The sequence below is a fragment of the Pelagibacterium xiamenense genome (genome assembly GCF_021166475.1).
GTDB lineage: Bacteria > Pseudomonadota > Alphaproteobacteria > Rhizobiales > Devosiaceae > Pelagibacterium > Pelagibacterium xiamenense.
Map to the genome: position 1 here is coordinate 454,156 of NZ_JAJOYS010000002.1, position 21,577 is coordinate 475,732.

General features: G+C 65.3%; 21 protein-coding genes and 1 pseudogene. 13 read left to right on the top strand and 9 right to left on the bottom strand.

Annotation, left to right across the window (positions count from 1 at the left end; translation table 11 throughout):
• The first annotated feature begins 3 nt into the window (after nt 1–3).
• Entirely contained in the window at nt 4–411 is a 408-nt protein-coding gene (locus tag LSG43_RS10135; RefSeq protein WP_231803712.1) for an acyl-CoA thioesterase, read from the top strand.
• Between the two features lie 20 nt (nt 412–431).
• Here the strand turns inward: LSG43_RS10135 and LSG43_RS10140 are convergent, their stop codons facing one another.
• The gene (locus LSG43_RS10140; protein ID WP_231803714.1) at nt 432–1,079 is read right to left on the bottom strand and encodes an MOSC domain-containing protein; all 648 of its coding nucleotides are present in this window, start codon (nt 1,077–1,079) and stop codon (nt 432–434) included.
• 228 nt (nt 1,080–1,307) lie between these two features.
• On the opposite strand from LSG43_RS10140, the gene LSG43_RS10145 reads away from it, so the two are divergent.
• The 5 genes from LSG43_RS10145 (at nt 1,308) to LSG43_RS10165 (ending at nt 5,705) form a co-directional block, all read left to right on the top strand.
• The gene (locus LSG43_RS10145; protein ID WP_231803716.1) at nt 1,308–1,940 is read left to right on the top strand and encodes an SH3 domain-containing protein; all 633 of its coding nucleotides are present in this window, start codon (nt 1,308–1,310) and stop codon (nt 1,938–1,940) included.
• Between the two features lie 198 nt (nt 1,941–2,138).
• Nucleotides 2,139–2,411 carry a hypothetical protein gene (locus LSG43_RS10150; protein ID WP_231803719.1) on the top strand — a complete coding sequence of 91 codons (273 nt, stop codon included), beginning with the start codon at nt 2,139–2,141 and terminating at the stop codon, nt 2,409–2,411.
• Nucleotides 2,412–2,590: 179 nt separating this feature from the next.
• Nucleotides 2,591–5,092 carry a heavy metal translocating P-type ATPase gene (locus tag LSG43_RS10155; protein ID WP_231803721.1) on the top strand — a complete coding sequence of 834 codons (2,502 nt, stop codon included), beginning with the start codon at nt 2,591–2,593 and terminating at the stop codon, nt 5,090–5,092.
• A complete protein-coding gene (gene cueR / locus LSG43_RS10160; RefSeq protein WP_231803723.1) occupies nt 5,089–5,502 on the top strand; it encodes a Cu(I)-responsive transcriptional regulator in 414 nt (137 codons plus the stop codon). Before LSG43_RS10155 ends, cueR begins: the two co-directional genes overlap by 4 nt.
• On the top strand, nt 5,499–5,705 hold the full coding sequence (locus LSG43_RS10165; protein ID WP_231803725.1) for a heavy-metal-associated domain-containing protein: 207 nt from the start codon (nt 5,499–5,501) through the stop codon (nt 5,703–5,705). The genes cueR and LSG43_RS10165 overlap by 4 nt, the downstream gene beginning before the upstream one ends.
• A 61-nt stretch (nt 5,706–5,766) precedes the next feature.
• On the opposite strand, the gene LSG43_RS10170 is transcribed toward LSG43_RS10165, so the two are convergent.
• Both LSG43_RS10170 and LSG43_RS10175 read right to left on the bottom strand, forming a co-directional pair.
• Nucleotides 5,767–6,675 carry an NAD(P)/FAD-dependent oxidoreductase gene (locus tag LSG43_RS10170; protein ID WP_231803727.1) on the bottom strand — a complete coding sequence of 303 codons (909 nt, stop codon included), beginning with the start codon at nt 6,673–6,675 and terminating at the stop codon, nt 5,767–5,769.
• A gap of 5 nt (nt 6,676–6,680) precedes the next feature.
• A complete protein-coding gene (locus LSG43_RS10175) occupies nt 6,681–7,127 on the bottom strand; it encodes an RrF2 family transcriptional regulator (protein ID WP_231803729.1) in 447 nt (148 codons plus the stop codon).
• Between the two features lie 104 nt (nt 7,128–7,231).
• Here LSG43_RS10175 and LSG43_RS10180 point away from each other — a divergent pair, with 104 nt between their 5' ends.
• Entirely contained in the window at nt 7,232–8,059 is an 828-nt protein-coding gene (locus LSG43_RS10180; RefSeq protein WP_231803731.1) for an aminoglycoside phosphotransferase family protein, read from the top strand.
• Here LSG43_RS10180 and LSG43_RS10185 read toward each other — a convergent pair.
• Nucleotides 8,056–9,063, bottom strand: coding sequence for an NAD(P)-dependent alcohol dehydrogenase (locus LSG43_RS10185; RefSeq protein ID WP_231803733.1), 1,008 nt, complete (start codon nt 9,061–9,063; stop codon nt 8,056–8,058). The genes LSG43_RS10180 and LSG43_RS10185 overlap by 4 nt on opposite strands.
• A gap of 102 nt (nt 9,064–9,165) precedes the next feature.
• Between LSG43_RS10185 and LSG43_RS10190 the strand changes: the two genes are divergently transcribed.
• Both LSG43_RS10190 and LSG43_RS16490 read left to right on the top strand, forming a co-directional pair.
• Nucleotides 9,166–10,059, top strand: a complete 894-nt coding sequence (locus tag LSG43_RS10190; RefSeq protein WP_231803735.1) for a LysR family transcriptional regulator — start codon at nt 9,166–9,168, stop codon at nt 10,057–10,059.
• A 189-nt stretch (nt 10,060–10,248) separates the two neighbouring features.
• Nucleotides 10,249–10,371, top strand: coding sequence for a hypothetical protein (locus LSG43_RS16490; RefSeq protein WP_255714143.1), 123 nt, complete (start codon nt 10,249–10,251; stop codon nt 10,369–10,371).
• 52 nt (nt 10,372–10,423) lie between these two features.
• On the opposite strand, the gene LSG43_RS10195 is transcribed toward LSG43_RS16490, so the two are convergent.
• Nucleotides 10,424–10,948: a thioredoxin family protein gene (locus LSG43_RS10195; RefSeq protein ID WP_231803737.1), complete on the bottom strand. Its 525-nt coding sequence runs from the start codon at nt 10,946–10,948 to the stop codon at nt 10,424–10,426.
• Between the two features lie 184 nt (nt 10,949–11,132).
• On the opposite strand from LSG43_RS10195, the gene LSG43_RS10200 reads away from it, so the two are divergent.
• Nucleotides 11,133–13,919: an EAL domain-containing protein gene (locus LSG43_RS10200; protein ID WP_231803739.1), complete on the top strand. Its 2,787-nt coding sequence runs from the start codon at nt 11,133–11,135 to the stop codon at nt 13,917–13,919.
• Between the two features lie 29 nt (nt 13,920–13,948).
• Here LSG43_RS10200 and LSG43_RS10205 read toward each other — a convergent pair whose 3' ends face one another.
• The gene (locus LSG43_RS10205; protein WP_231803741.1) at nt 13,949–14,959 is read right to left on the bottom strand and encodes an AraC family transcriptional regulator; all 1,011 of its coding nucleotides are present in this window, start codon (nt 14,957–14,959) and stop codon (nt 13,949–13,951) included.
• Nucleotides 14,960–15,041: 82 nt separating this feature from the next.
• On the opposite strand from LSG43_RS10205, the gene LSG43_RS10210 reads away from it, so the two are divergent.
• Nucleotides 15,042–16,235 (top strand): MFS transporter, encoded by a 1,194-nt coding sequence (locus LSG43_RS10210; RefSeq protein ID WP_231803743.1) that lies wholly within the window; start codon nt 15,042–15,044, stop codon nt 16,233–16,235.
• A 52-nt stretch (nt 16,236–16,287) separates the two neighbouring features.
• Here LSG43_RS10210 and LSG43_RS10215 read toward each other — a convergent pair whose 3' ends face one another.
• Complete coding sequence (locus LSG43_RS10215) at nt 16,288–17,175, bottom strand: LysR family transcriptional regulator (protein WP_231803745.1); 888 nt, start codon at nt 17,173–17,175, stop codon at nt 16,288–16,290.
• 80 nt (nt 17,176–17,255) lie between these two features.
• On the opposite strand from LSG43_RS10215, the pseudogene LSG43_RS10220 reads away from it, so the two are divergent.
• Nucleotides 17,256–17,900, top strand: a pseudogene (locus tag LSG43_RS10220) (NADPH-dependent F420 reductase); the annotation flags it as partial.
• Nucleotides 17,901–17,932: 32 nt separating this feature from the next.
• Here the strand turns inward: LSG43_RS10220 and LSG43_RS10225 are convergent.
• Complete coding sequence (locus tag LSG43_RS10225) at nt 17,933–18,334, bottom strand: VOC family protein (RefSeq protein WP_231804658.1); 402 nt, start codon at nt 18,332–18,334, stop codon at nt 17,933–17,935.
• 303 nt (nt 18,335–18,637) lie between these two features.
• Entirely contained in the window at nt 18,638–18,865 is a 228-nt protein-coding gene (locus LSG43_RS10230; protein WP_231803749.1) for a YrhK family protein, read from the bottom strand.
• Nucleotides 18,866–19,033: 168 nt separating this feature from the next.
• On the opposite strand from LSG43_RS10230, the gene uvrB reads away from it, so the two are divergent.
• Nucleotides 19,034–21,565, top strand: coding sequence for an excinuclease ABC subunit UvrB (gene uvrB, locus LSG43_RS10235; protein ID WP_231803751.1), 2,532 nt, complete (start codon nt 19,034–19,036; stop codon nt 21,563–21,565).
• Nucleotides 21,566–21,577 lie beyond the last annotated feature (12 nt).

Genomic DNA, 21,577 nt, shown 5'->3' on the forward strand with positions numbered 1-21,577 from the left:
CATATGGCAGACCTCACGCAAATGACGACCATCGACACGCAGACCGAACCCAGGGGCGAACTGACTGTCCGCACCATGCCCATGCCCGCCGACACCAACCAGGCCGGCGACATCTTCGGTGGCTACGTCATGAGCCAGATGGACATCGCCGGTGCCATCTGCGCCATCGAGCGCGTCGGCGGCCGCGTGGCGACGGTCGCGGTCAAGGGCATGACCTTCATCGCCCCGGTCAAGGTCGGGGACGTGCTGTGCATCTATGCGTGGATCGAAAAAATCGGCACCACCTCGATCACCATCGGTCTCGAGGGCTGGACCAAGAACCGCGAAAACCCCACGCGCACCAAGGTCTCGGACGCCCATTTCATCTATGTGGCGCTCGACGACGACGGCAAGAAGCGCGTCATTACCTGATAGGCGGGTCTGCGGCGTCTCTAGGCATTGTCCAGATGCGCCGCACGCCATGCCAACGCAATATTCCGTGCACGCTCGGCGATCGGGAGGGCCAGAAGGCGCTCCACCACGTCGCGCCCTGGAAGTGTCTTCATGAAGACAAGCTCGAAATGGTCCTCGAGCGTAAGCCTGTCGCCGGCGAACGGCACGAGCCTGAGCGCCTGCCCCGCCTCGAGTTGTCCTTGTGCGATGACCCGCAGATAGGCCCCCGGCCGCGCCGCATCCCGGAACCGTTTGACGAACCCCGGGTCGCCCATCTTGGCCGCGAATTTCGCGCACGGAATGCGCGGCGCGGTCACCTCCATCTCCACCCCGCCCGCGATCAGCCGGTCGCCGATGCACAAGGTGGACGATTCGAGCCCCGATACAGTGAGATTTTCCCCGAACTGCCCCGGCTCCGTCGCGACACCCTGATCCGCCCACCAGCGGTAGTCGTCGCTCGAATAGAGATAAAGCGCCTGATCCGGTCCGCCGTGATTATGCGTATCGACGACAGCGTCCTTGGCGATCCCCAGCCGGGTCACCGCAACAGGCCCCTCGACCGGCCGTTTGTATATCCCCGTGCGAACCTCGGGGCGTCTCGGGTCGATCGGCTCCGGACGACCGATATTGATGCTGACGATCTTCATGGCTGCACGTCCCCGACTCGGTTCAACCTGTAACGCAGTGAATTTGTACCGCCCCTTTGCGGCAATCCCAAATCTCGGTCACAATGTTCATGTCCGGTTCAACTGCAATACGCTAAATGCAGTGCGAGTTGTTCGGAATAGCGCAGACCAGTGCGCGTTTCGGCAAGGAACCAAAAAGGCATTTGCGGCCTTTTCAAAATAAAGCCATTGCCTCTGAGGGAGAGCATTATGTCGTTCAGGAAATTCGCCGCCGCTGCGGCTCTTGCCATCGCCGGGCTGATCGCCAGCGCGTCCGCGGCGTTCGCCTATGAAGCCTACGCCACCACCGCGCTCAACGTCCGCTCGGGACCTGGCACGAATTACAACGTTGTGGGCTCGCTGCAGGCCAATCAGGTCGTCGAGGTCGTGGAGTGCAACACCTCTGGCAGCTGGTGCCGCATCCAGGCGCCGAACGTGCGCGGCTGGTCATCGGCCAACTACCTGCGCCCCATCTCCAATGGCACGCCCTCGCGCCCTTCTGAACCCGAAGTCGGCATTTCGGTGCAGACCCCCAATTTCAGCTTCTCGATCGGCTCGGGCCAGCGTCCCGGCGCAACGCCTCCGGCGAGCGGCCGTATCTGTTTCTTTGAGAACTACAACTATTCGGGCCGCCGCTTCTGTGTCGGCTACGGCGACAGCGACCGTTCGCTTGGCACCTTCTGGAACAACCGCATCCGCTCCGCCGAAGTGGAAGGCGATATCGCCGCCACGATCTGCACCGGCGACGACTTCCGCGGCCAGTGCGCGGTGATCGACCGCTCGGTGCGCTCGGTCGGCTTCCTTGCCGACGAAGTCTCGTCCTACTACGTAGACCGCCGCTAACGCAGCGAGGCTTGTCACCGGAACTGCGCCCGTCCCGATCCCCGGGGCGGGCGTTTTTCCGTCTCGGACCCACTCACAAATAAATAATTAAACATGATGTAATGTTGATTAAAAGCTGCTTAAAACGCTTGTTCGAACAAATGCATGATTTATAATCGGCTTGTGGGGACGATGCTGTAAAAGCGGAGGGGAAGACTGATGGATATTGCAGCAATTATAGCACAACTTATCGGCGGCGCCGCAGGCGGCGCTGCCACAGGCAAGGCTGTCAAACAGTCCGATCTTGGAAACGTCGGCAATCTTGTCGCCGGCGCCATAGGCGGACTGGGCGGCGGCTGGGTTTTCGGGTCCATGACCGGCATGGGTGGCGGCGAGATCGGCGCCATTGTCGGCCAGTTGATCAGCGGCGGCGTTGGCGGCGGCGTCCTGCAGCTCATCGTGGGCTTCATCAAGAACAAGATGATGGCCTAGACCTCCGGCCGGCCGGGGCCTTAAGACACCCGCGCAGCGCACGATGGTTTCATCGTGGTCAGCATACGGATGAAAATTGCGCCCTGCCACCACCGGCGGCAGGGCCTTTCTTTTGTCCGGCCCTTGACCTTCCCATCATGGGAAGCCTTATATCGGGGGCCGGATAAAGGATCGACACCATGACTGACCATAATTCCGCTCTCGTCCTGCCGGTCGAAGGCATGACCTGCGCCTCTTGCGTCCAACGCGTGGAAACCGCCGCCTCCGGCGTCGAAGGCGTCGCAAGCGCCACCGTCAACCTCGCCAGCGAGACCCTCACGATCACCACGACCCCGGGCTTTTCCACCGCAAGGCTCGCCGAGGCCGTTAAATCCGCCGGCTACGATGTCGAGACCCGCACGCTGGAAATCGGCGTCGAAGGCATGACCTGCGCCTCCTGCGTCCGCCGCGTCGAAACGGCGATCGCCGCCGTCCCCGGCGTCAGATCCGCCGCCGTCAATCTCGCCACCGAGCGCGCCACCCTTAAGGTCGCGGGCGACGACACCCTGCCCGCCATAGAGAGCGCCATCGAGAAGGCCGGCTATACCCCCCGCCGCCTGTCGGACGCACCGGCAGCAGAGTCCCGCGAGGAGAAAAAAGCGCGCGAAATCAAAACCCTGACCCGCGACGTCGCCATCGCCGCCACACTCACCCTGCCGCTTTTCATCGCCGAAATGGGCAGCCACCTCTTTCCGCCCTTCCACATGTGGCTCACGAGCCTCGTCCCGGCGCAGGTCCTCGGCATCGTCTATTTCGCCCTCGCCTCGGCAGTGCTCTTCGGCCCGGGCCGCCGCTTCCTAACCACCGGCTTCCCCACGCTTTTCCGCGGCGCGCCGGACATGAACGCCCTCGTCGCCCTGGGCACCAGCGCCGCCTACCTCTATTCGGTCGTCGTCACCTTCGCCCCGCAGGTCCTCCCCGCGTCGGCGCACAACCTCTACTACGAGGCCGCCGCCGTCATCGTGACCCTCATCCTCGTGGGCAGGCTGCTCGAGGCCCGCGCCAAGGGCGAAACCAGCGCCGCCATCAAGCGCCTCATCGGCCTGCAGGCCAAGTCCGCCCGCGTCCACCGCGACGGCGCGGATATCGATATACCGGTCTCCGAAGTCGTTTCCGGCGACATCGTCCTCATCCGCCCCGGCGAAAAAATCCCCGTCGACGGCACCGTCGCCGAGGGCTCCTCCTATGTCGACGAATCCATGATCTCCGGTGAACCCGTTCCCGTCGCCAAGGCCGAAGGCGATGCCGTGATCGGCGGCACCATCAACAAAACCGGCAGCTTCCGCTTCACCGCGACCAAGGTGGGCGCCGACACCATGCTCTCCCAGATCATCCGCCTCGTCGAACAGGCGCAGGGCTCCAAGCTCCCCATCCAGCGCCTTGTCGACCAGGTCACTGCCGTCTTCGTTCCCATCGTCATCGCCATCGCGGTCCTGACCTTCGGCATCTGGGTCATCTTCGGACCCGATCCGGCCCTGACCTTCGCCATGATCAACGCCGTTGCCGTGCTGATCATCGCCTGCCCGTGCGCGATGGGCCTCGCCACCCCCACTTCGATCATGGTCGGCACCGGCCGCGCCGCCGAGTTCGGCGTCCTCTTCCGCAAGGGCGAGGCGCTCCAGTCCCTGCGGGAAGTCGGCATCGTAGCGCTCGACAAGACCGGAACCCTCACGAAAGGCGCCCCCGAACTCACCGACCTCGTCACCGACGGGATCGATGATGATGACGCCCTCGCCTTCATCGCCGGCGCGGAGGCCAATTCCGAGCACCCCATCGCCGAAGCCTTGGTGAACGCCGCAAGGGCCAAAGGCCTGCACGTCGAGACCGCCAGGGACTTCGAAGCCCTCCCCGGCTACGGCGTTGCCGCCACGGTCTCGGGTCGAAAGGTCGAAGTCGGCGCCAACCGCTATATGCAAAAGCTCGGCTATGACACCGCCGCCTTCGCCCGAACCGCGACAACCCTCGCCCGCGGCGGCAAGACCCCGCTCTACGCCGCCATTGACGGCCGGCTCGCCGCGGCGATCGCCGTCGCCGATCCCGTCAAGCCCACCTCGAAGGCCGCCGTCGCCGCCCTCCACGACATGGGCCTCGAGGTCGCGATGATCACCGGCGACAATCAGGCTACGGCGGACGCCATTGCCCGCCAGCTCGGCATCGACAAGGTCGTCGCCGAGGTTCTGCCCGAAGGCAAGATCGAAGCCGTCGGGCGCTTGCGCGAGGGCGGCAGAAAGCTCGCCTTCGTGGGCGACGGCATCAACGACGCGCCCGCGCTCGCGCAAGCCGATGTCGGAATCGCCGTCGGCACGGGCACCGACGTCGCCATTGAAAGCGCCGGCGTCGTGCTCGTGGGCGGCGACGTCCGCGGCGCGGTCCAGGCCATCGCGATTTCCCGCGCAACGATGCGCAACATCAAAGAGAACCTCGCCTGGGCCTTCGGTTACAACGCGCTGCTGATCCCCGTCGCCGCCGGCGTTCTCTACCCGGCCTTCGGCATTCTTCTCTCGCCGGCCCTCGCTGCCGGCGCCATGGCCCTTTCGAGCGTCTGCGTCGTCTCGAACGCCCTGCGCCTCAAGGGCTTCACACCACCCTTCGCGGACGGAAACCGCACCGAAACCACATCGCTCAAGGAGGTCAGTGCATGAACATCGGCCAGGCCGCAAACGCCTCCGGCGTCTCCGCCAAGATGATCCGCTATTACGAATCGACCGGCCTCATCGCGCCCGCCGGCCGCACGCAGTCGAACTACCGCGTCTACGGCGCCGAAGACGTCCACACCCTGCGCTTCATCAAGCGCGCCCGCACGCTGGGCTTTTCCATGGACGAGACGGCGGCGCTCCTGGGCCTCTGGCAGGACAAGTCCCGCGCCAGCGCCGACGTCAAGCGCATTGCCGACGCCCATATTGCGGAACTCGAACAAAAGATCGCCGAGCTTCGGGCGATGACCGACACGTTGAAACACCTCGTCCACTGCTGCGCGGGCGATAACCGTCCCGACTGCCCGATCCTCGAAGATCTGGCGCAATCCGATGCCCCTGAAAGGATGAACGCATGACCGACCCCATAACCTTCACCGTCCCGGACATGACCTGCGGTCATTGCGAAGCGGCTATCCGCGGCGCGCTGGCGAAAGAACTGCCCGGCGCCGACATCGATATCGACCTTCAAAGCCACCGTGTCACGGTTGCTGGAGACCGATCCACTGCTGAAAAGGCCATCCGCGAGGCCGGGTATACTCCCGAGGCCGCCCAGCTCTGACCGGTGCGGGATAGCTCGATAATCGGGGCACGCACCGCGCCCCGATTGCCCGCCGCGCCGGTCACGCCGCCGTGGCATTGTCCTCGCGCATGAACATCGACCGGTGCGCCGCGGCCCCCGCCATCGTCCCGTCGCCCACCGCAAGCGCGATCGACCCCGCGGCCCGCGCCGCATCCCCGCAGGCGAAGACGCCGGCAACGCTCGTCTCCTTGGTCATGTCGGTCGTAACGATGTCGCCCATCGGCGTCTCCTCGAACGCACACCCGAGTTGCGCCGCCAATGGGCTGGCCATCTCGACCCGCGTTGCGGTCAGAAGCCCCTCCAGCGCGAAAACCCGCCCATCGGAGAGCACCACTTCCGCCTTCTCGCCCCGGATTTCCGCGACCGGCGTACGCTCAATCGCGACGCCCCGCCGCTCGAGCTGCGCAATCTGCTCGCTGTCGGGCGCGAACGCATCGTTGAGAAAGAACGTCGTCCGCCCCCAATCGGGCGCCATCAGCGCGTGGTGCATCGATAGCGCCGAAATCGCCAGGACGCCGATCTCCCCGCCCCCGAGCTCGTACCCGTGGCAATAGGGGCAATGAAAAACGCTTCTTCCCCACCGCTCGGCCAGTCCAGGCACCTCGGGCAGCCGATCCACGACCCCCGTCGCCAGCACCAGCCGCCGCGCGCGGTGCACCGTGCTGTCCGCCGTCGCGACCCCGAACCCGTCGCCGGCCCGCTCGGCGGACGCCGCCTGTCCATCGATCCAGGTGACGTTCGGATACGCCAGTAGCTGCGCCCGCCCGTCGCTGACAATCGCGCCGGGCGCCCGTCCGTCCTGCCCCAGGAACCCGTGCGATTCCGAGGCGAACCGGTTCCGCCTTTGGCCGCCATCGATAACCAGTACCTTGCGCCGGGCGCGCGCGAGCTGCAGCGCGGCGGCGAGCCCTGAATAGCTGCCGCCCACGACGATACAATCGAATGCCATTGTGACTACCTCTTGTGGTCCGCATAATGGGCGTCGAGCCGCCCGTGAAAATCTTGCGAAAGCGCCGCGAGCGTCACCGCGCCGAACCGCGACACCAGCCGCGCCTCCGCCTCCGCGAACGCGTCGGCCAGCGCATCGTTGACCGCCACCTCCACGAGGCAGTCGGGATTGTCCGCCCCGAGCCCCAGCGCTAGCAGCCTCGGCGACCCGAGCGCCTCGTAGACATCCATGAGCGTGACCTTGGCAAGGTCCCGCGCCATCTCCCAGCCGCCCCCCGCGCCCTTCGTCGACCGCACGATCCCCGCCTCGCGCAACCCCGCCATCGTGCGCCGCACGACGACCGGATTGGTGCTCATGCACAGGGCAAGTTCGGCCGAGGTCATCGGCTCGTCCTGCTCGACCATATGAAGCAGCGCATGCAGCGCCGCCGACAGTTTCGTATCACGTCTCATGTAACTTTATATGTTACATTTAAAGGCCAGCGTCAAGAACGGCGATCTTGAACTGCGCGCCCACCTGCGTAAATTGGTTCGCTCCGCCCGCAACGAGCCGCCCGATGCCCGCCCCCCATAGTGACGCCGCCGCCAACTGGGCGTTGACGAGACTCGCGCTCATCGCCGAAACGCCCTCCAGCCATGTCTACCGCGCCCACCGCGACGAAACCCCGGTCGTCCTCAAGATCCTTAAGCCCTATGGCATGAACGAGCTGACCGGCATCGCATTCCTCGAATGGCTCGGCGGCGACGGCGCCGTTCGCATCCTCGACCGCGAGGACAACGCGATCCTTATGGAATGGCTCGATGGCCCGGAGCTGAGCGCCACCGTTCATGCCGGCGACGACGCAGCGGCGACCCGCTTCCTCGGCGGCGTCGCAAAGCGCCTGCACACGCCGCGACCGAACCCGCCTGCCGGTCTGGCGTCCCTCGCAGACTGGTGCGCCCCGCTAAGCGACACCCCGCTCACCCGCTGGCCCAAGCCGCATCGCCCCGATATCGAAAAGGCCAAGGCACTCGGCGCCTCTCTTCTCGCCACGTCGCCAACACCGGTCCCGCTCCACGGCGACCTTCACCACGACAACATCCTCAGGGGACCGCGCGGCTGGTGCGTCATCGATGCCAAGGGCATCCTTGGCGACCCCGCCTACGACCTCGCCAACGCCTTCCAGAACCCCATAGGTGCGCTCGATACGGCCAGGGCCCCGGCCACAATCGAAAGGCGTGCCCGCACCTTCGCCGAAATCCTCGGCTACGATCGGCAACGCCTCCTCGATTGGGCCGCGGCCCACTGCGCGCTTTCGATGGCCTGGAACCTCGCGACGGCGCGGCCCATTGACGCGAACCTCGCCATCCTGCCCAACCTCCTCGCCGCGGCAGGGCGAACCTAAACCGCTTGGGGCACCGCAGCCTCCTTGGCGTGCATCGGTTCGAACGTAACCACTACGGTTCCGCGGCTGTGCCGGCTTTCGGCCTGCCGGTGCGCATCGGCGATGTCGGCGAACCGGTACCGGTGCCCCACGGGCGAACGCAACGCCCCCTGCTCTGCGAGGTTTGCCAGCGTTTCGGTATCGGCCTTGCTGTCCCCGGAAACCCCGATCGCGATCCGCTTGCCCCCGGCGATCTTGCGCCAGAGCGCATGCAGGGCTGTCTGCAGGCCGAATTCCAGGGGCACGTACACGCCATCGGGTTTGAGCACCCGCTTGGCCTGCGAGAACCGCGACACGCCAGCCGTATCGAGCACGACGTCGTACTGCACGCCCCCGCGCGTGAAATCGTCTTGGGTATAATCGACCACCCGGGCGGCCCCGAGGGATCGCACGAACTCGACATTCCGCGTGCTCGCAACCCCGGTGACCTCGGCGCCAAAATGCTTGGCGATCTGCACCGCAAACACGCCGACCGCGCCGGACGCCCCGGTCACCAGCACCTTCTGCCCGACCGTGATCTTCCCGAAATCCCGCAAGAATACCAGCGCGCTCAGCCCGCCGAACGGAATGGCCGCCGCCTCGTCATAGCCAAGGCCCTCGGGCATCCTGGCGACCGGCCCATCGGCATCCACCGCCACATATTCCGCATGCGCGCCGCTGCCCGAAAACCCGAAGACCGGATCGCCCAGCCTGAACCCGCGCACCGCCGCACCCACCGAAACCACCCGCCCGGCGAACGCAACGCCGAGGATCTTGTGCCTGGGCTTGATCAGCCCGGTCATCAGCCGGCCCATCAGCCAGAGCCCGCCGGGAAACGCAGAGGCACGCATGCGCCAGTCCGCGCTCGTCACCGCGCTGGCATAAACCTGCACCAGAACGCCGTTCTCGCCCGCCTCCGGTCGCGGCACATCCTTGATCTTAAGCACATCCGCCGGCCCGTATGTCTCATAAACAGCAGCTTTCATCTTTCGTCTCCATTGATCTGCGAACATGTGATGGCGCAGTTCTATGCCCGCCCGGACCTCAACAGAATTGACGAAATTCCTACTTCTGTTATGCAATCACGCATGGATTGGCGCGCAATAAAGTTCGACTGGAACCGCGCGCGGGCGTTCCTCGTCACCGCCGAGGAAGGGTCGCTCTCCGCGGCCGCACGCGCGCTCGGCATGGCCCAGCCGACCCTCGGCCGCCAGGTCGATGCCCTCGAGGACGAACTGGGCGTCGTCCTTTTCGAGCGCGCCGGCCGCGGCCTGATCCTCACCCCAGCCGGTCTCGGCCTGCTCGACCACGTCCGCGCCATGGGTGACGCCGCCAACCGTGTCTCGCTCGCCGCCTCGGGCAATGCCCAGTCCATCGAAGGCACGATCTGCATCACCGCAAGCGAGATCTATTCGGCCTATCTCCTCCCCCCGATCGTCGAGCGCCTGCGCCGCGAAGCGCCAGGCATCGCCATCGAGATCGTTGCCACCAACGCGGCCATCGACCTCAGGCGCCGCGAGGCCGATATCGCCGTGCGCAGCTTCCGCCCCACCCAGCCCGACCTCATCGCCAAAATGATCGGCGACGATTTCGGCCGCCTCTACGCAACGCCGGCCTATCTCGAGCGCATCGGAAATCCCCGGACGGTCGATGATCTCAGCCGCGCCGACTTCATCTCCTTCGACATCGGCGACACCATGATCGAGGCCCTCAATCGTCTGGGCCTGAAGCTCACAAAGGACAATTTCCCCCTCGTGACCGGCAGCCACTATGTCCATTGGGAACTCGTCAAACAGGGGGTCGCCATCGGCGTCATGCCCGACTGGATCGCCGACCCCGAGCCCTCCGTCAGGCAGGTCCTGCCCGACTTCGATCCCATACCCATTCCCGTCTGGCTCACCGCCCACCGCGAGCTCAATACCTCCCGCCGCGTCCGCCTCGTCTTCGACATCATGGCCGAAGAGCTGGGCAAGAGGTTCTAGCGAGTATACGGCCCCCGCACGGACCGCTCCGCCTAAACAAACAATTTACCTTCAAATTTAGTTTTCTGCACAACGCTCCGTTAAGCGCGCATACTGGAATTCCGGCGGCTTCCAGTAAGGGGAAACGCCGGTGATTGGGGGCAATTGCGTAACGTTGTAAGGGCCGGGAACCCCGGCTTGGGTGCCGCCATGTCTGACAAACTTTCAACGCAGAAAGCCGTCTCGATGACCGTCGCCGCGCTCGCGGGCGCCGCAATGTGTGGGCTGTTCGCCGCCGTCCTGATGGTCACCGGAGCGTTCGCCGCGGTCTGAACCGCGGACGTTTTGCTCGGCTGCCGTCCGGCGCGCCCCTATCCGCGCGCCGCTACGCCGCCTTCCATTTGATCGAGCATCCCATCGAAGGCACCTGCTCGCCGGGCGCCTCCCCCGTCGCCGCGATCATCCGCATCGCCTCCACGAGTTCAGCCTTCGCGCCCGGTGACGGCGCGTCCTTGCGCCCCTCGTCGAGCCGCCCGCGATACTTGATCGTCCCGGCCCCGTCGAGCCCGTAGAAATCCGGCGTACACACCGCCTCATAGGCCCGCGCGACCGCTTGGCTCTCGTCGTGCAGATAGGGAAACGTAAGCCCGTGCTCGCGCGCGAACCGCCCCATGTTCTCGAACGAATCCTCCGGGTGCGACGCCGCATCGTTCGAGCAGATCGCGGCAAAGCCGATCCCCTCTGCCCGCAGCGTATCCGCCGCCGCCACCAGCCGCCCGACAACCGCTTTGACGTACGGGCAGTGGTTGCAGATGAAAACGATCACCGCCCCGTTCTCGCCCATCACGTCGGCAAGCGCGAATTCGGGCGCCGCAATATCGAGCTTGGGCTGTTCGGGCATCACCGCCATGACCGTTCTCCTTGCGTATGTGCGTTTCGCCCCAGCATGCACAGCCAATCGCCCCGATCAAGCCGGGCCGCCGCAAGGTTGCCTTAACCATCGATCGAGATATGCCGCCCCCTTAATGCTTGGGAAACGGAGCGCGCCGATAGATGAACGGTGAAACGGGGAGGAACCTTCGGCTAGGCGAGCGATGGTCCACGCAGCAGGCAAGGCGTTGAAATCCAATACCGCCCGGCGCGTTCTCGCCGGTCTGGCGATCCTGTGCGCCGCGGCCCTCGCCACGTTCTGGAATCCCATCGACCGCCCGCTGATGGATGCCCGCTTTGCGCTGCGCGATCAGCCAGCCTCCGGCGAGATCGTCTTCGTCGCGCTCGACGCGGCCAGCCTCGAAGCGGTCGGCGTCTGGCCCTGGCCGCGCGATCTTTATGCCGACCTGATCGACGCGACCCTCGACGCGGGCGCAACGGACGTATTTGTCGACATCGACTTCAGCGCCCGCAGCACCGAAGCCGCGGACGCTCGTCTCGAAGAAGCGCTCGAAGCCTCGGGCGGTTACGCCTATCTCGCTGCCTTCGGACAACAGTCCCGCGACGGCCAGATCCACAACGCGCGGCCCCTGGAGCGCTTTCTCCGCCACGTCGACCCGTTCTCGGTGAACGTCATCGTCGATGACGCCGGCCAGGCCCGGCAACTTCCCAGCGCGATGGCCATCGGCGGCACCCTCGTCCGCTCTCTTCCGATGTGGCTCCATCCCGGCGAGGCCCTTCCGCCGGCCATCGGCATCGATTTCGGCATTTCCGCCGCCAGCATCCCCACAATATCCGCCGCCTCTGTTCTCGACGGCACCGTGTCCCCCGGCGCCTTCATGGGCAAATCGGTCATCATCGGCGCCAGCGCCGTCGAGCTTCAGGATTTCTTCTTCACCCCCGGACAGGGTGCAATCCCCGGCGCGCTGATCCAGGTCCTCGCCGCCGAAAGCGTCGCGCAGGACCGCGCGCTGGCATCCACCGGTCCGGCCCCGGCCCTGGCGCTGCTCGGCGTCTTTCTCGCGCTGATGCTCGCGGCGCACCGCCGCGTGGGCCTCTGGAACGCGCTGGCCGCGACGGTTGGCCTCGCCCTTGGCGCCGAAGCCGCCGCCCACGGCGCCTACCAGTTTGAAGCGACGATGATACCGACAGGCCCTCTGCTCGTCGGCCTCGCCCTCTACGGTATCTGGCGCATCCTGTCGGAGACCCGGATCCGCCAGTTCATCATCGAAAGGGTGACCGGCGAGCGCAATCAGATGCAGGACGTCCTGCGGCGGGTGGTCGACGACAATTTCGACGGCGTCATCGTCGTCGACGAGAACCGGCGCATCCTCGCAGCGAGCGGTCTTGCCAAATCCTGGCTCGGCGACGACCTCGTGGGCGCGCCGGTGGCCGACGTCATGCCCGGCCCGTTCCTGGACGACCTGCACAAGATCTTCGAGGAAACGTCCCCCGCCCTGGGCAATGCCAGCATTGCCCGCGAACGCGACATCCGGATGCCCAACGGCACGTTCACCATCGAGTACGTCATCACCGAATCCCGCGTCGCGACCGGCACCAGCGGCCGGGCCTTTGCCACCCTCACCTTCCGCGACGTGACCGCGCGCCGCAAGCACGAGGCCGAACTGCGCTACCTCGCCGAGCACGACGCCTTGACGGGCGCGCTGGTCCACACGAGTTTCGTGGCACTCCTCGAGCAGAAAATCCATACGCTCGGGCCCGCCTCCGAGATCGGCGTGCTCGTCATCGACCTGCGCCGGTTCAAGTCGGTCAACGCCACACTCGGCCATCAGCTTGGCGACGAGATGTTGCGCCAAGTCGTGAGCCGCTTGACTGCCGCCGGACACAAGACGGTCGCCCGGCTCGGCGGCGACCGGTTCGCCATCGAAATTTCGGGTCCCGAGGCCAGCGCGGACGCTCCCGCGGTCTTTGCGGAAATCGTCGGCCTGCTCGCCATCCCCTTCAATCTCTCGGGCCACCACGCGGTCATCGGCGTCAGTGGCGGCTGGGCCTTCGCCGCCGGCGCCCGGGAAGGCGGCGAGGCCCTGCTGCGCCATGCCGATATGGCTCTTGCGATTGCGGCCACGCGCCCGGGCGACCAGATGGCGATGTTCGAGCCGAGCATGGACGACAATGTCGCCGTTCGGCGCGGCATCGAGGAGGAGCTGCGCGCCGCGCTGCGGCAGAACCAGCTCAGCCTGCACTATCAGCCTCAGTATGCGCTCGCCGGCGGGTCACCTGTCGGCGCGGAAGCACTGATCAGGTGGGAGCATCCCCGGCACGGACGGATGCGTCCCGATCGCTTTATCCCCGTCGCCGAGGAAACCGGCCTCATTGCCGAAATCGGCCGGTTCGCGCTCGAACAGGCGTGCCGCCAGGCCATGAGCTGGCCCGAATGCCTTTCGGTTGCCGTCAACGTCTCCCCTGTCCAGTTCGAATTGTCCGACGTCGTGGCGGACGTTCGCGCCGCCCTGCGCATAAGCGGCCTGGCGCCCGAACGGCTGGAAATCGAAGTCACCGAGAGCATCCTGCTTTCTCACAAGGACTCGGCCATCGCGACGCTTCAGGCCATTTCGGCCCTGGGCGTCAAAATCGCCATCGACGATTTCGGCACGGGCTTTTCCTCCCTCGCCTATCTGGCCAGCCTGCCCTTCGACCTCCTCAAGATCGACAAGAGCTTCGTCGATTCCATGCACGAAAGCCCCTCCGCCCGCGCTGTCATCGAATCCATCGTCGCGCTGGGCAAAAAGCTCGGCAAGACCGTCCTCGCCGAAGGCATCGAGACCGCCGATCAGGCCGCCGGTCTCACGGCCTTGGGCTGCGATCTCGGGCAGGGCTACCTCTATAGCCGCCCCGTCCCCGCAGCCGAGATCAACGATCTCGTCGCGCACCTCGCAGACAGGGACACCCCCGCGCCAAGACCCCAGGCCCTCAGCTCGACCGCGCAATAACACGCCGCTCTCGATGGATTGCGATCCGGCTATCCGTCCACAGACGCCGCGCCCTGTGCGCCGGCCCGCACTGCGCTTGGCGGCACCCCGACGACCCGCTTGAACGCCCGGCTGAACGCAGCCTGCGAGTTGTACCCCAGCCGCTGCGCGGCAGTATCGATCGGCACCCCGTCGCGCGCGATCCATTGCGTCGCCAGTTGCATCCGCAATTGGGTGAGGTACCGCACCGGCGTCGTACCGGTCACCGCCATGAACCGTTCGGCAAAGACCGAGCGCGAACTGCCCATCTCCGCCGCCAGTTCAGCCAGCGTCCAGTCACGCCCCGGATCGCGATGCAGCGCCACGATCACGCGCCCCAGCCGCGGGTCCCGCAGCGCCTCCACCCAGCCCTTGGCGTCCCCGCATCCGCATTCGACCCAGCCGCGCACGATAAACGCCGAAACGACATCCGCCAGCCGCGCCAGAATACCGGCATAGCCGGCCCGCGCCTCTTTCGCCTCGCGCGCCATCGCCTCGAGCATGGGCAGGATTTCCGGATACCGGTCGAGCAGCGTATTCACGAACATCGCTTCGGGCATCAGCGAAACGAGCGGATGCATGCCGCCCAGATCGAATTCCATGCACCCGCTGAACAGCAGCGCGCCGGAAGCGGCGTCTTCGGCCGCCCCGCACGTATTGATCCCGCTGATATTGGCGCAAAGCGGATCGGCCTTGTAGAGCGCCATGTCTTCGTCCGGCGCGTCGGGGTCCGAGACGAGCGCGTGCACGCCCCCGCGCGGCAACAGAACCGCGTCCCCGGAGTTCATCACCCGGACGTCCCCCGCGGTATTGCGCAGATAGACCGGCCCCCGCGCCACGAAATGAAACTGGGCGCGCCCGCTGACCGTGGTGAACCGCAGCCCGAACGGCCGCGCCGCGAGCACCCGCCGGTAGTCGACCCCGAACAGCCGCATCCCTAGGAGCAGTTCGCTCACGACATCGGTGGATACGCGCGGTGGCAGATTGGGCTTATGCATCAGTTCGGACTTTCGATCATGCATTTCGGAATTAGTGTCATGGAACGTCCGACCTGTCCAGCCTAACTGTAGCGCTCGACCTCCTCTTAACGAAAGGACGCAAGCGATGAACGAGTCACAAACCGGCGCCGCCGCCAGCCAGCCCCCCGCATGGGGCGCCGTCGTCTCCATGGGGCTGGGTATTTTCGGCCTCGTGACGGCGGAATTCCTTCCTGCCAGCCTGCTCACGCCCATGGCCGGCGATCTGGCCGTCACCGAAGGCATGGCCGGCCAGGCCGTCACCGCCACCGCCGTAGTGGCATTCTTCACAAGCCTGCTGCTCGCATCGGTGATCCGCAACATCGACCGGCGGCACGTTTTGTTGACCCTGTCGGCGCTGCTCGTGGCGTCGAACCTGCTCGCCGCCTTTGCGCCGAACCTGACGATCCTCCTGATTGCCCGCGTATTTCTGGGTGTCGCGCTCGGCGGGTTCTGGACCATGTCCACCGCCATTGCCATGCGTCTCGTCCCGGAAAAAAGCGTGCCGCGCGCGCTGTCGATCATCGTTGCGGGTGTGTCCGGCGCGACGATTTTCGCGGCGCCCGTCGGCAGCTTTCTCGGCGCGGTCATCGGCTGGCGCAACGTGTTCATCCTCGCCGCGGGGCTCGGCCTGCTGGCGTTTGTTGTCCAATTCGCCACCCTGCCCAAAATGCCCCCGCGCGGACGGGCCAGCATCAAAACCATCGGCGTACTCCTCGCGCGTCCGAGCGTTTCGTTCGGCCTTTTGGCGGCGACGCTGGTCTTTGGCGGGCACTTCGCCTTGTTCACCTATCTGCGACCCTTCCTCGAGACGGTCACCCTTGTCGATATCAATACGATTTCGGCTATCCTTCTCGGTTTCGGGATCGCCAACATCGCCGGAACCTTTCTGGGCGGCTTCCTTGTCGAGCGCAGCCTGCGCCTCACGCTGATCGCGGCGCCGCTCACGATGACCGTGCTCGGCGCGGGCCTGCTGCTTTCGGGCACCATGGCTTTCCCCACCGCCATTCTCGCCGCGGCCTGGGGCCTCGCCTTCGGCACGGTGCCGGTCGCCTGGTCGAGCTGGCTCGCCCGCACGACCCCCGACGAGGCCGAGACCGCCGGCGGGCTGCTCGTCGCAAGCATCAATTTCGCAATCGCCTCGGGTGCCGCGGCGGGCGGCGCCATCTACGATACCAGCGGCGCGCCCAACGTTCTGGCGAGCGCAACGGCCATACTCCTGCTCGCCGCCCTCTTCATCACCCTAAGCATCCGCCCCCGCCCCGCCATGGCAGCGGCCTGACCGGATTATAACAGCCGCCGCGCCAAACGCCCGGCGCGGCGGCCTCTGCCTACTATTCCCTCAGCCGCGCTGCCAGAGTCTCGGCAAGCGCCCGCACCCGCCGGGGCACGAAGCGGCGCGACGGATAGACGATGTGGATGGGCAGGCTGAGCAAATCCCAGTCCGTCAGGACCGGCACCAGCCTGCCGGACGCAAGATCGTCCGCAACCAGATCGCGCGGCGCGTAGATGATCCCTCCGCCGGCCAGCGCGGCAGCGCGCTGCGCTTCGCCGTTATCGATCTCGACCCCGCCTCCCACTTCCACTGAAAACGGCGTCCCGTCGGCTCCAATGAAGAGCCAGCGATTGCGCGGCACGATGTTGAGATTCAGTATGCACCGCGACGCGACGAGGGCATCGGGCGTTTCGGGCGCGCCATGGCGCTCAATGTACTCCGGCGCCGCGCAGCAGACGAACCGGTACGTGCCGACCCGGCGCGCAACCAGGGATGCCGATTTGAGTTCTCCCACCCGTACGGCAAAATCGAACCCTTCTCGCACAAGATCGACATGGCGATCGCTCAGGCTCAACTCAACCGAGACGCCCGGCTGTTCCTCCGAGAAGGACACAACCAGCCCGCTTAGCCGCTTGATCCCGAGCGTCGTCGGACCACTCACCCGCACCCTGCCGGATAGCACGGTGCCTTCGGATCGTGAGAGGTCGTCCAGTTCGTCGGCGGCTTCAACAACGATGATCGCCTTTTCGAGAAACGCCTGCCCCATCTCGGTCAGCCTGTGCGACCGGGTCGTGCGCTCGATCAGCTTGGTGGCATGGAGCGCTTCGAGCGCGCTGATCCGCCGCCCCACGGTCGCCGGAGACACCGCGAGCCGTTTGGCGACTGCGGTAAAGCTCCCCGACGTGGCCACCGCGACAAAAGTCCGCAAATCGGTCAAATCGGTCATTTAAACGCTTCACGCAATTATATTGTACGCATAAGAGCAATTATCGCACGAATAGAAAAGCTCTATTTTGGTGTCATCGCAATCGCACACCAAGGAGCATGACTATGACCACCGCAATTATCGGACTGGGCAATATGGGCAAAGGCCTGGCACGGCGCCTCGCCGGCACAACGGACCTCGTGGTCGCAGCCCGCAGCATTGAAACCGCCGCCGCCCTCGCACGCGAACTGCCCGGCGTCACGGCGGCATCCGTCGAAGACGCCATCGCACGGGCAGACATAATCGTCCTCGCCATGCATTATGGCGACGCCCGCGATCTTGCCTCCACCGAGGCGCTCGACGGCAAGATTGTAGTAGACATCACCAATCCGATCACGCCGGACTTTTCCGGCCTGCTCTTTGGCTATTCTACGTCCGCCAGTGAGGAAATTCAGGCGGCTGCGTCGGGCGCTCGCGTCGTAAAAGCGTTCAACACGATCTTCGCTCAGCTCTTCGCCGCGCCGGCGGAGGCCACCGCCGGTGTGCCCGTCTATCTCGCCGGGGATGACGAAAGCGCCGTCGAAGCCGTAGCAGACCTTGTCAGCAAAGCGGGCTTTGCCCCCGAAAACAGCGGAAAACTCGACACCGCGCGCCTCCTCGAGCCGCTCGGTATGCTCAACATCCGTTTCGCCTTCACGGGCCGCGGCACGGCCATCGCGCCGGGCTGGCTGAATATCGCAGCATGACGTTAGCGGCGCGGGCGGCTTTCCGCCTGCGCCTACCGTCCGTCCGAAAACTCCACCAGATCCCAGTAATTCCCGTAAAGGTCCTCGAACACCGCGACGGTCCCGTATGGCGCCGCCTTGGGCTCCCGCACGAAACTTATGCCCTTCGCCACCATCGCGTTGTAATCGCGCCAGAAATCGTCCGTCTGCAAGAACAGGAACACCCGCCCCCCGGCCTGATTGCCGATAAACGCCTCCTGTTCGGGCTTGGATGCCCGCGCCAGCAGCACGGATGCGCCCGCGCTGCCCCTGGGCCGCACCACCACCCACCGCTTGTCCTGCTCGGGCTGGTACGTGTCCTCGACGAGATCGAACCGAAGCGTCCCGACGAAAAAGTCCAGCGCCTCGTCGTAGTCCCGCACCACCAGCGCGACATGCGCGATGCTCTGTTTCACCATGAAGACCCCATTCAGCCCGCGTTCAGCCGTCACCGCACATGATGAAAACAGAACACGAAATTGTCACCGGGCGAAACCTTTTCGGCACGTGTCCCGTTGATCAGTGCGAACGACAATAACAGCAGGAGGCGATAATGGCCCGTACCTTGATCCAGATGAGCATTGCCGGTGCGACCGGCGCGGTCATGCTTTCGATGATCACCATCGTCATGGCGTTTACCGGCGCATTCGCCTGATACGTTTACCCTTCCTCCTCCCTGGAACGGCGCGCCTCTCCTCCGGCGCGCCGTTTTTGCGTTCCTAAAGCGTGATCTCCCCGTCCTCGATCGCCACGAATTTCCGCGTCACCTCCCCGATCGACCCGATCAGCATGCACAGCGATCCGATGACGAACAGCCACACCGCAAGCGTGTAGAATGCGTCGAACACCTTGAAAAACAGGATCGAGCCGACAAAGAACAGCAAATTCCCCACAAGCCCGATGACGGAATGGATAACGGGAAAATCCTTGGTGATCCGGACGAGCATGCCGCCTCTCCTTCAATGCCTTGATGAACACGTCCAAAAGCCCGCGCCCGCGCGCGCGTGTCAACCCGCGCCACTGCTGACACGATCTGTCAGCAGCCCCCGTTCCCTTTCCGTTCCCGAGATGCTACCTATATATCTCGACTCCAGACGACAGCGACGGTGTTCCCCATGAGTGCGGACGATAACAAGCGCCCGGCCGGCCGCCCCGGTAAGGCCGACTTCTCCATCGACGATTTCATCAAGGAGATCGAGAAGGCCGAGGACGCACAGATCGCCAGGCCGCTGCCGCAGGAACGCCTGCGCAACAAGCGCCGCCTCGACCGCGAAGCCGCCAAGGAAGCGGAAAAGGCCGAGAAGAAAGCGTCGAAGGGCAAGCGCTCCGAAGCCACCGGCCAGCCCGCCCGGCGCGAGGGTAAAAAAAGTGCCCGGAGCGAAGCGACGGGCATGAGCCTCAAGGCTCCCAAGTCCAAGGCCAACTCCGTCGAGCGCCCCACCAACCTCGACGGCTTCGCCGAAGCCCCGCAGGCGGGCTTCCACACCCCCGCGACCGTCTCCTCGACCGCGCAGGGCGTCACCGCGACCGTCCAGGCGCTCGAAAAGATCATCTCCGAGGGCCGCAAGGAGGTCGAGGGCGCCGAACCGTGGAAGCCCCACCGCCCGGCCCGTCCGCCCAAGGACCAGGGCGGCATCCCCTTCACGCTCAAGACCGAATACCAGCCCGCCGGCGACCAGCCCACCGCCATCGCCGAGCTCGTCGAGGGCGCCAACAATGGCGAGACCGACCAGGTCCTTCTCGGCGTCACCGGCTCGGGCAAGACCTACACCATGGCGCAGGTGATCGCGAAGACCGGCCGCCCGGCCTTGATCCTCGCCCACAACAAGACCCTCGCCGCCCAGCTCTACGGCGAATTCAAGAACTTCTTCCCCGACAACGCGGTGGAATACTTCGTCTCCTACTACGACTACTACCAGCCCGAGGCCTACGTCCCGCGCACCGACACCTATATCGAGAAGGAATCCACCATCAACGAGCAGATCGACCGGATGCGCCACTCGGCCACCCGCGCGATCCTCGAGCGCGACGACGTCATCATCATCGCCTCGGTCTCCTGCATTTACGGCATCGGCTCGGTCGAGGACTACACCACGATGACCATTGCCCTCCAGAAGGGCCAGAAGATCGACCAGCGCGCGCTGCTGAACGAACTCGTCGCCCTGCAGTATAAGCGCGGCGACCTCGGCTTCGTGCGCGGCACCTTCCGCGTGCGCGGCGACACCATCGAGATCTTCCCCGCCCACTATGAGGACGCCGCCTGGCGCATCTCGCTCTTTGGCGACGAGATCGAATCCATCGCCGAATTCGATCCCCTGACCGGCAGGAAAGCCGCCGAGCTCACGCATATCCGCGTCTTCGCCAACTCCCACCACGTCACCACGCGCACAACGCTCAACGCGGCCATCAAGGAGATCAAGAAGGAGCTCGCCGCGCGCCTGCAGGAACTCAACGGCATGGGCCGCTACCTCGAGGCCCAGCGCCTCGAACAGCGCACCCGCTTCGACCTCGAGATGATGGAAGCCACCGGCTCGTGCGCCGGCATCGAGAACTATTCGCGCTACTTCTCCGGCCGCAAGCCCGGCGAGCCGCCCCCCACGCTCTTTGAATACCTGCCCGACGACGCGCTCGTCTTCGTCGACGAGAGCCACGTCACCATCGGGCAGCTGGGCGCCATGTACCGCGGCGACCTCCGCCGCAAGGCCACCCTCGCCGAATACGGCTTCCGCCTCCCCAGCTGCATGGACAACCGCCCCCTGCGCTTTGAGGAATGGAACGCCATGCGCCCGCAGACGGTCTACGTCTCGGCCACCCCCGGCCAGTGGGAGCTCGAGCAGACCGGCGGCGTCTTCGCCGAACAGGTCATCCGCCCCACCGGGCTGATCGACCCCGTCGTCGAAATCCGCCCCGCCAAGACCCAGGTCGACGACGTCACCGACGAAATCCGCAAGACCGCCGAGGCCGGCTACCGCACGCTTCTGACCGTCCTCACCAAGAAGATGGCCGAGGATTTGACCGAATACCTCCACGAGCAGGGCCTGCGCGTGCGCTACATGCACTCGGACATCGACACCATCGAGCGCATCGAGATCATCCGCGACCTGCGCCTGGGCGCCTTCGACGTCCTCGTCGGCATCAACCTGCTGCGCGAAGGCCTCGACATCCCCGAGTGCGGCCTCGTCGCCATCCTCGACGCCGACAAGGAAGGCTTCCTCCGCTCGGAAACCTCACTCATCCAGACCATCGGCCGCGCCGCGAGAAACGTCGACGGCCGCGTCATCCTCTACGCGGATAATATCACCGGCTCCATGGACCGCGCCCTCGCGGAAACCAACCGCCGCCGCGAAAAACAGCTCGCCTACAACGCGGAGCACGGCATCACGCCGCAGAGTGTGAAGGCCCGCATCAACGATATCGTGGACTCGGTCTACGAACGCGACCACGTCTCGGTGAAGATCAGACCGGGCAAGGACGGGAAGGACACGATCCCGGTGGGTGCAAATCTGGCGGCGACGATCAAGGATATGGAAGCGCGTATGAGGGAAGCCGCGACGAACCTCGAGTTCGAGGAAGCGGCAAGGTTGAGGGATGAGATCAAGAAGTTGCGGGAGATGGAGATGGAGGTTTTGGAGGGGCCTGGGGGGTAGGTGCGCATTGTC

What these genes read in the sequence shown, in the direction of transcription:
- LSG43_RS10165 (WP_231803725.1), top strand. Translation starts at nt 5,499, where the DNA reads ATGACCGACCCCATAACCTTCACCGTCCCGGACATGACCTGCGGTCAT.
- LSG43_RS10215 (WP_231803745.1), bottom strand. Translation starts at nt 17,175, where the DNA reads ATGACCGATTTGACCGATTTGCGGACTTTTGTCGCGGTGGCCACGTCG.
- LSG43_RS10185 (WP_231803733.1), bottom strand. Translation starts at nt 9,063, where the DNA reads ATGAAAGCTGCTGTTTATGAGACATACGGGCCGGCGGATGTGCTTAAG.
- LSG43_RS10135 (WP_231803712.1), top strand. Translation starts at nt 4, where the DNA reads ATGGCAGACCTCACGCAAATGACGACCATCGACACGCAGACCGAACCC.
- LSG43_RS10145 (WP_231803716.1), top strand. Translation starts at nt 1,308, where the DNA reads ATGTCGTTCAGGAAATTCGCCGCCGCTGCGGCTCTTGCCATCGCCGGG.
- LSG43_RS16490 (WP_255714143.1), top strand. Translation starts at nt 10,249, where the DNA reads ATGTCTGACAAACTTTCAACGCAGAAAGCCGTCTCGATGACCGTCGCC.
- LSG43_RS10155 (WP_231803721.1), top strand. Translation starts at nt 2,591, where the DNA reads ATGACTGACCATAATTCCGCTCTCGTCCTGCCGGTCGAAGGCATGACC.
- LSG43_RS10205 (WP_231803741.1), bottom strand. Translation starts at nt 14,959, where the DNA reads ATGCATGATCGAAAGTCCGAACTGATGCATAAGCCCAATCTGCCACCG.
- LSG43_RS10210 (WP_231803743.1), top strand. Translation starts at nt 15,042, where the DNA reads ATGAACGAGTCACAAACCGGCGCCGCCGCCAGCCAGCCCCCCGCATGG.
- LSG43_RS10150 (WP_231803719.1), top strand. Translation starts at nt 2,139, where the DNA reads ATGGATATTGCAGCAATTATAGCACAACTTATCGGCGGCGCCGCAGGC.
- LSG43_RS10170 (WP_231803727.1), bottom strand. Translation starts at nt 6,675, where the DNA reads ATGGCATTCGATTGTATCGTCGTGGGCGGCAGCTATTCAGGGCTCGCC.
- LSG43_RS10180 (WP_231803731.1), top strand. Translation starts at nt 7,232, where the DNA reads ATGCCCGCCCCCCATAGTGACGCCGCCGCCAACTGGGCGTTGACGAGA.
- LSG43_RS10230 (WP_231803749.1), bottom strand. Translation starts at nt 18,865, where the DNA reads ATGCTCGTCCGGATCACCAAGGATTTTCCCGTTATCCATTCCGTCATC.
- cueR (WP_231803723.1), top strand. Translation starts at nt 5,089, where the DNA reads ATGAACATCGGCCAGGCCGCAAACGCCTCCGGCGTCTCCGCCAAGATG.
- uvrB (WP_231803751.1), top strand. Translation starts at nt 19,034, where the DNA reads ATGAGTGCGGACGATAACAAGCGCCCGGCCGGCCGCCCCGGTAAGGCC.
- LSG43_RS10195 (WP_231803737.1), bottom strand. Translation starts at nt 10,948, where the DNA reads ATGGCGGTGATGCCCGAACAGCCCAAGCTCGATATTGCGGCGCCCGAA.
- LSG43_RS10175 (WP_231803729.1), bottom strand. Translation starts at nt 7,127, where the DNA reads ATGAGACGTGATACGAAACTGTCGGCGGCGCTGCATGCGCTGCTTCAT.
- LSG43_RS10200 (WP_231803739.1), top strand. Translation starts at nt 11,133, where the DNA reads ATGGTCCACGCAGCAGGCAAGGCGTTGAAATCCAATACCGCCCGGCGC.
- LSG43_RS10140 (WP_231803714.1), bottom strand. Translation starts at nt 1,079, where the DNA reads ATGAAGATCGTCAGCATCAATATCGGTCGTCCGGAGCCGATCGACCCG.
- LSG43_RS10190 (WP_231803735.1), top strand. Translation starts at nt 9,166, where the DNA reads ATGGATTGGCGCGCAATAAAGTTCGACTGGAACCGCGCGCGGGCGTTC.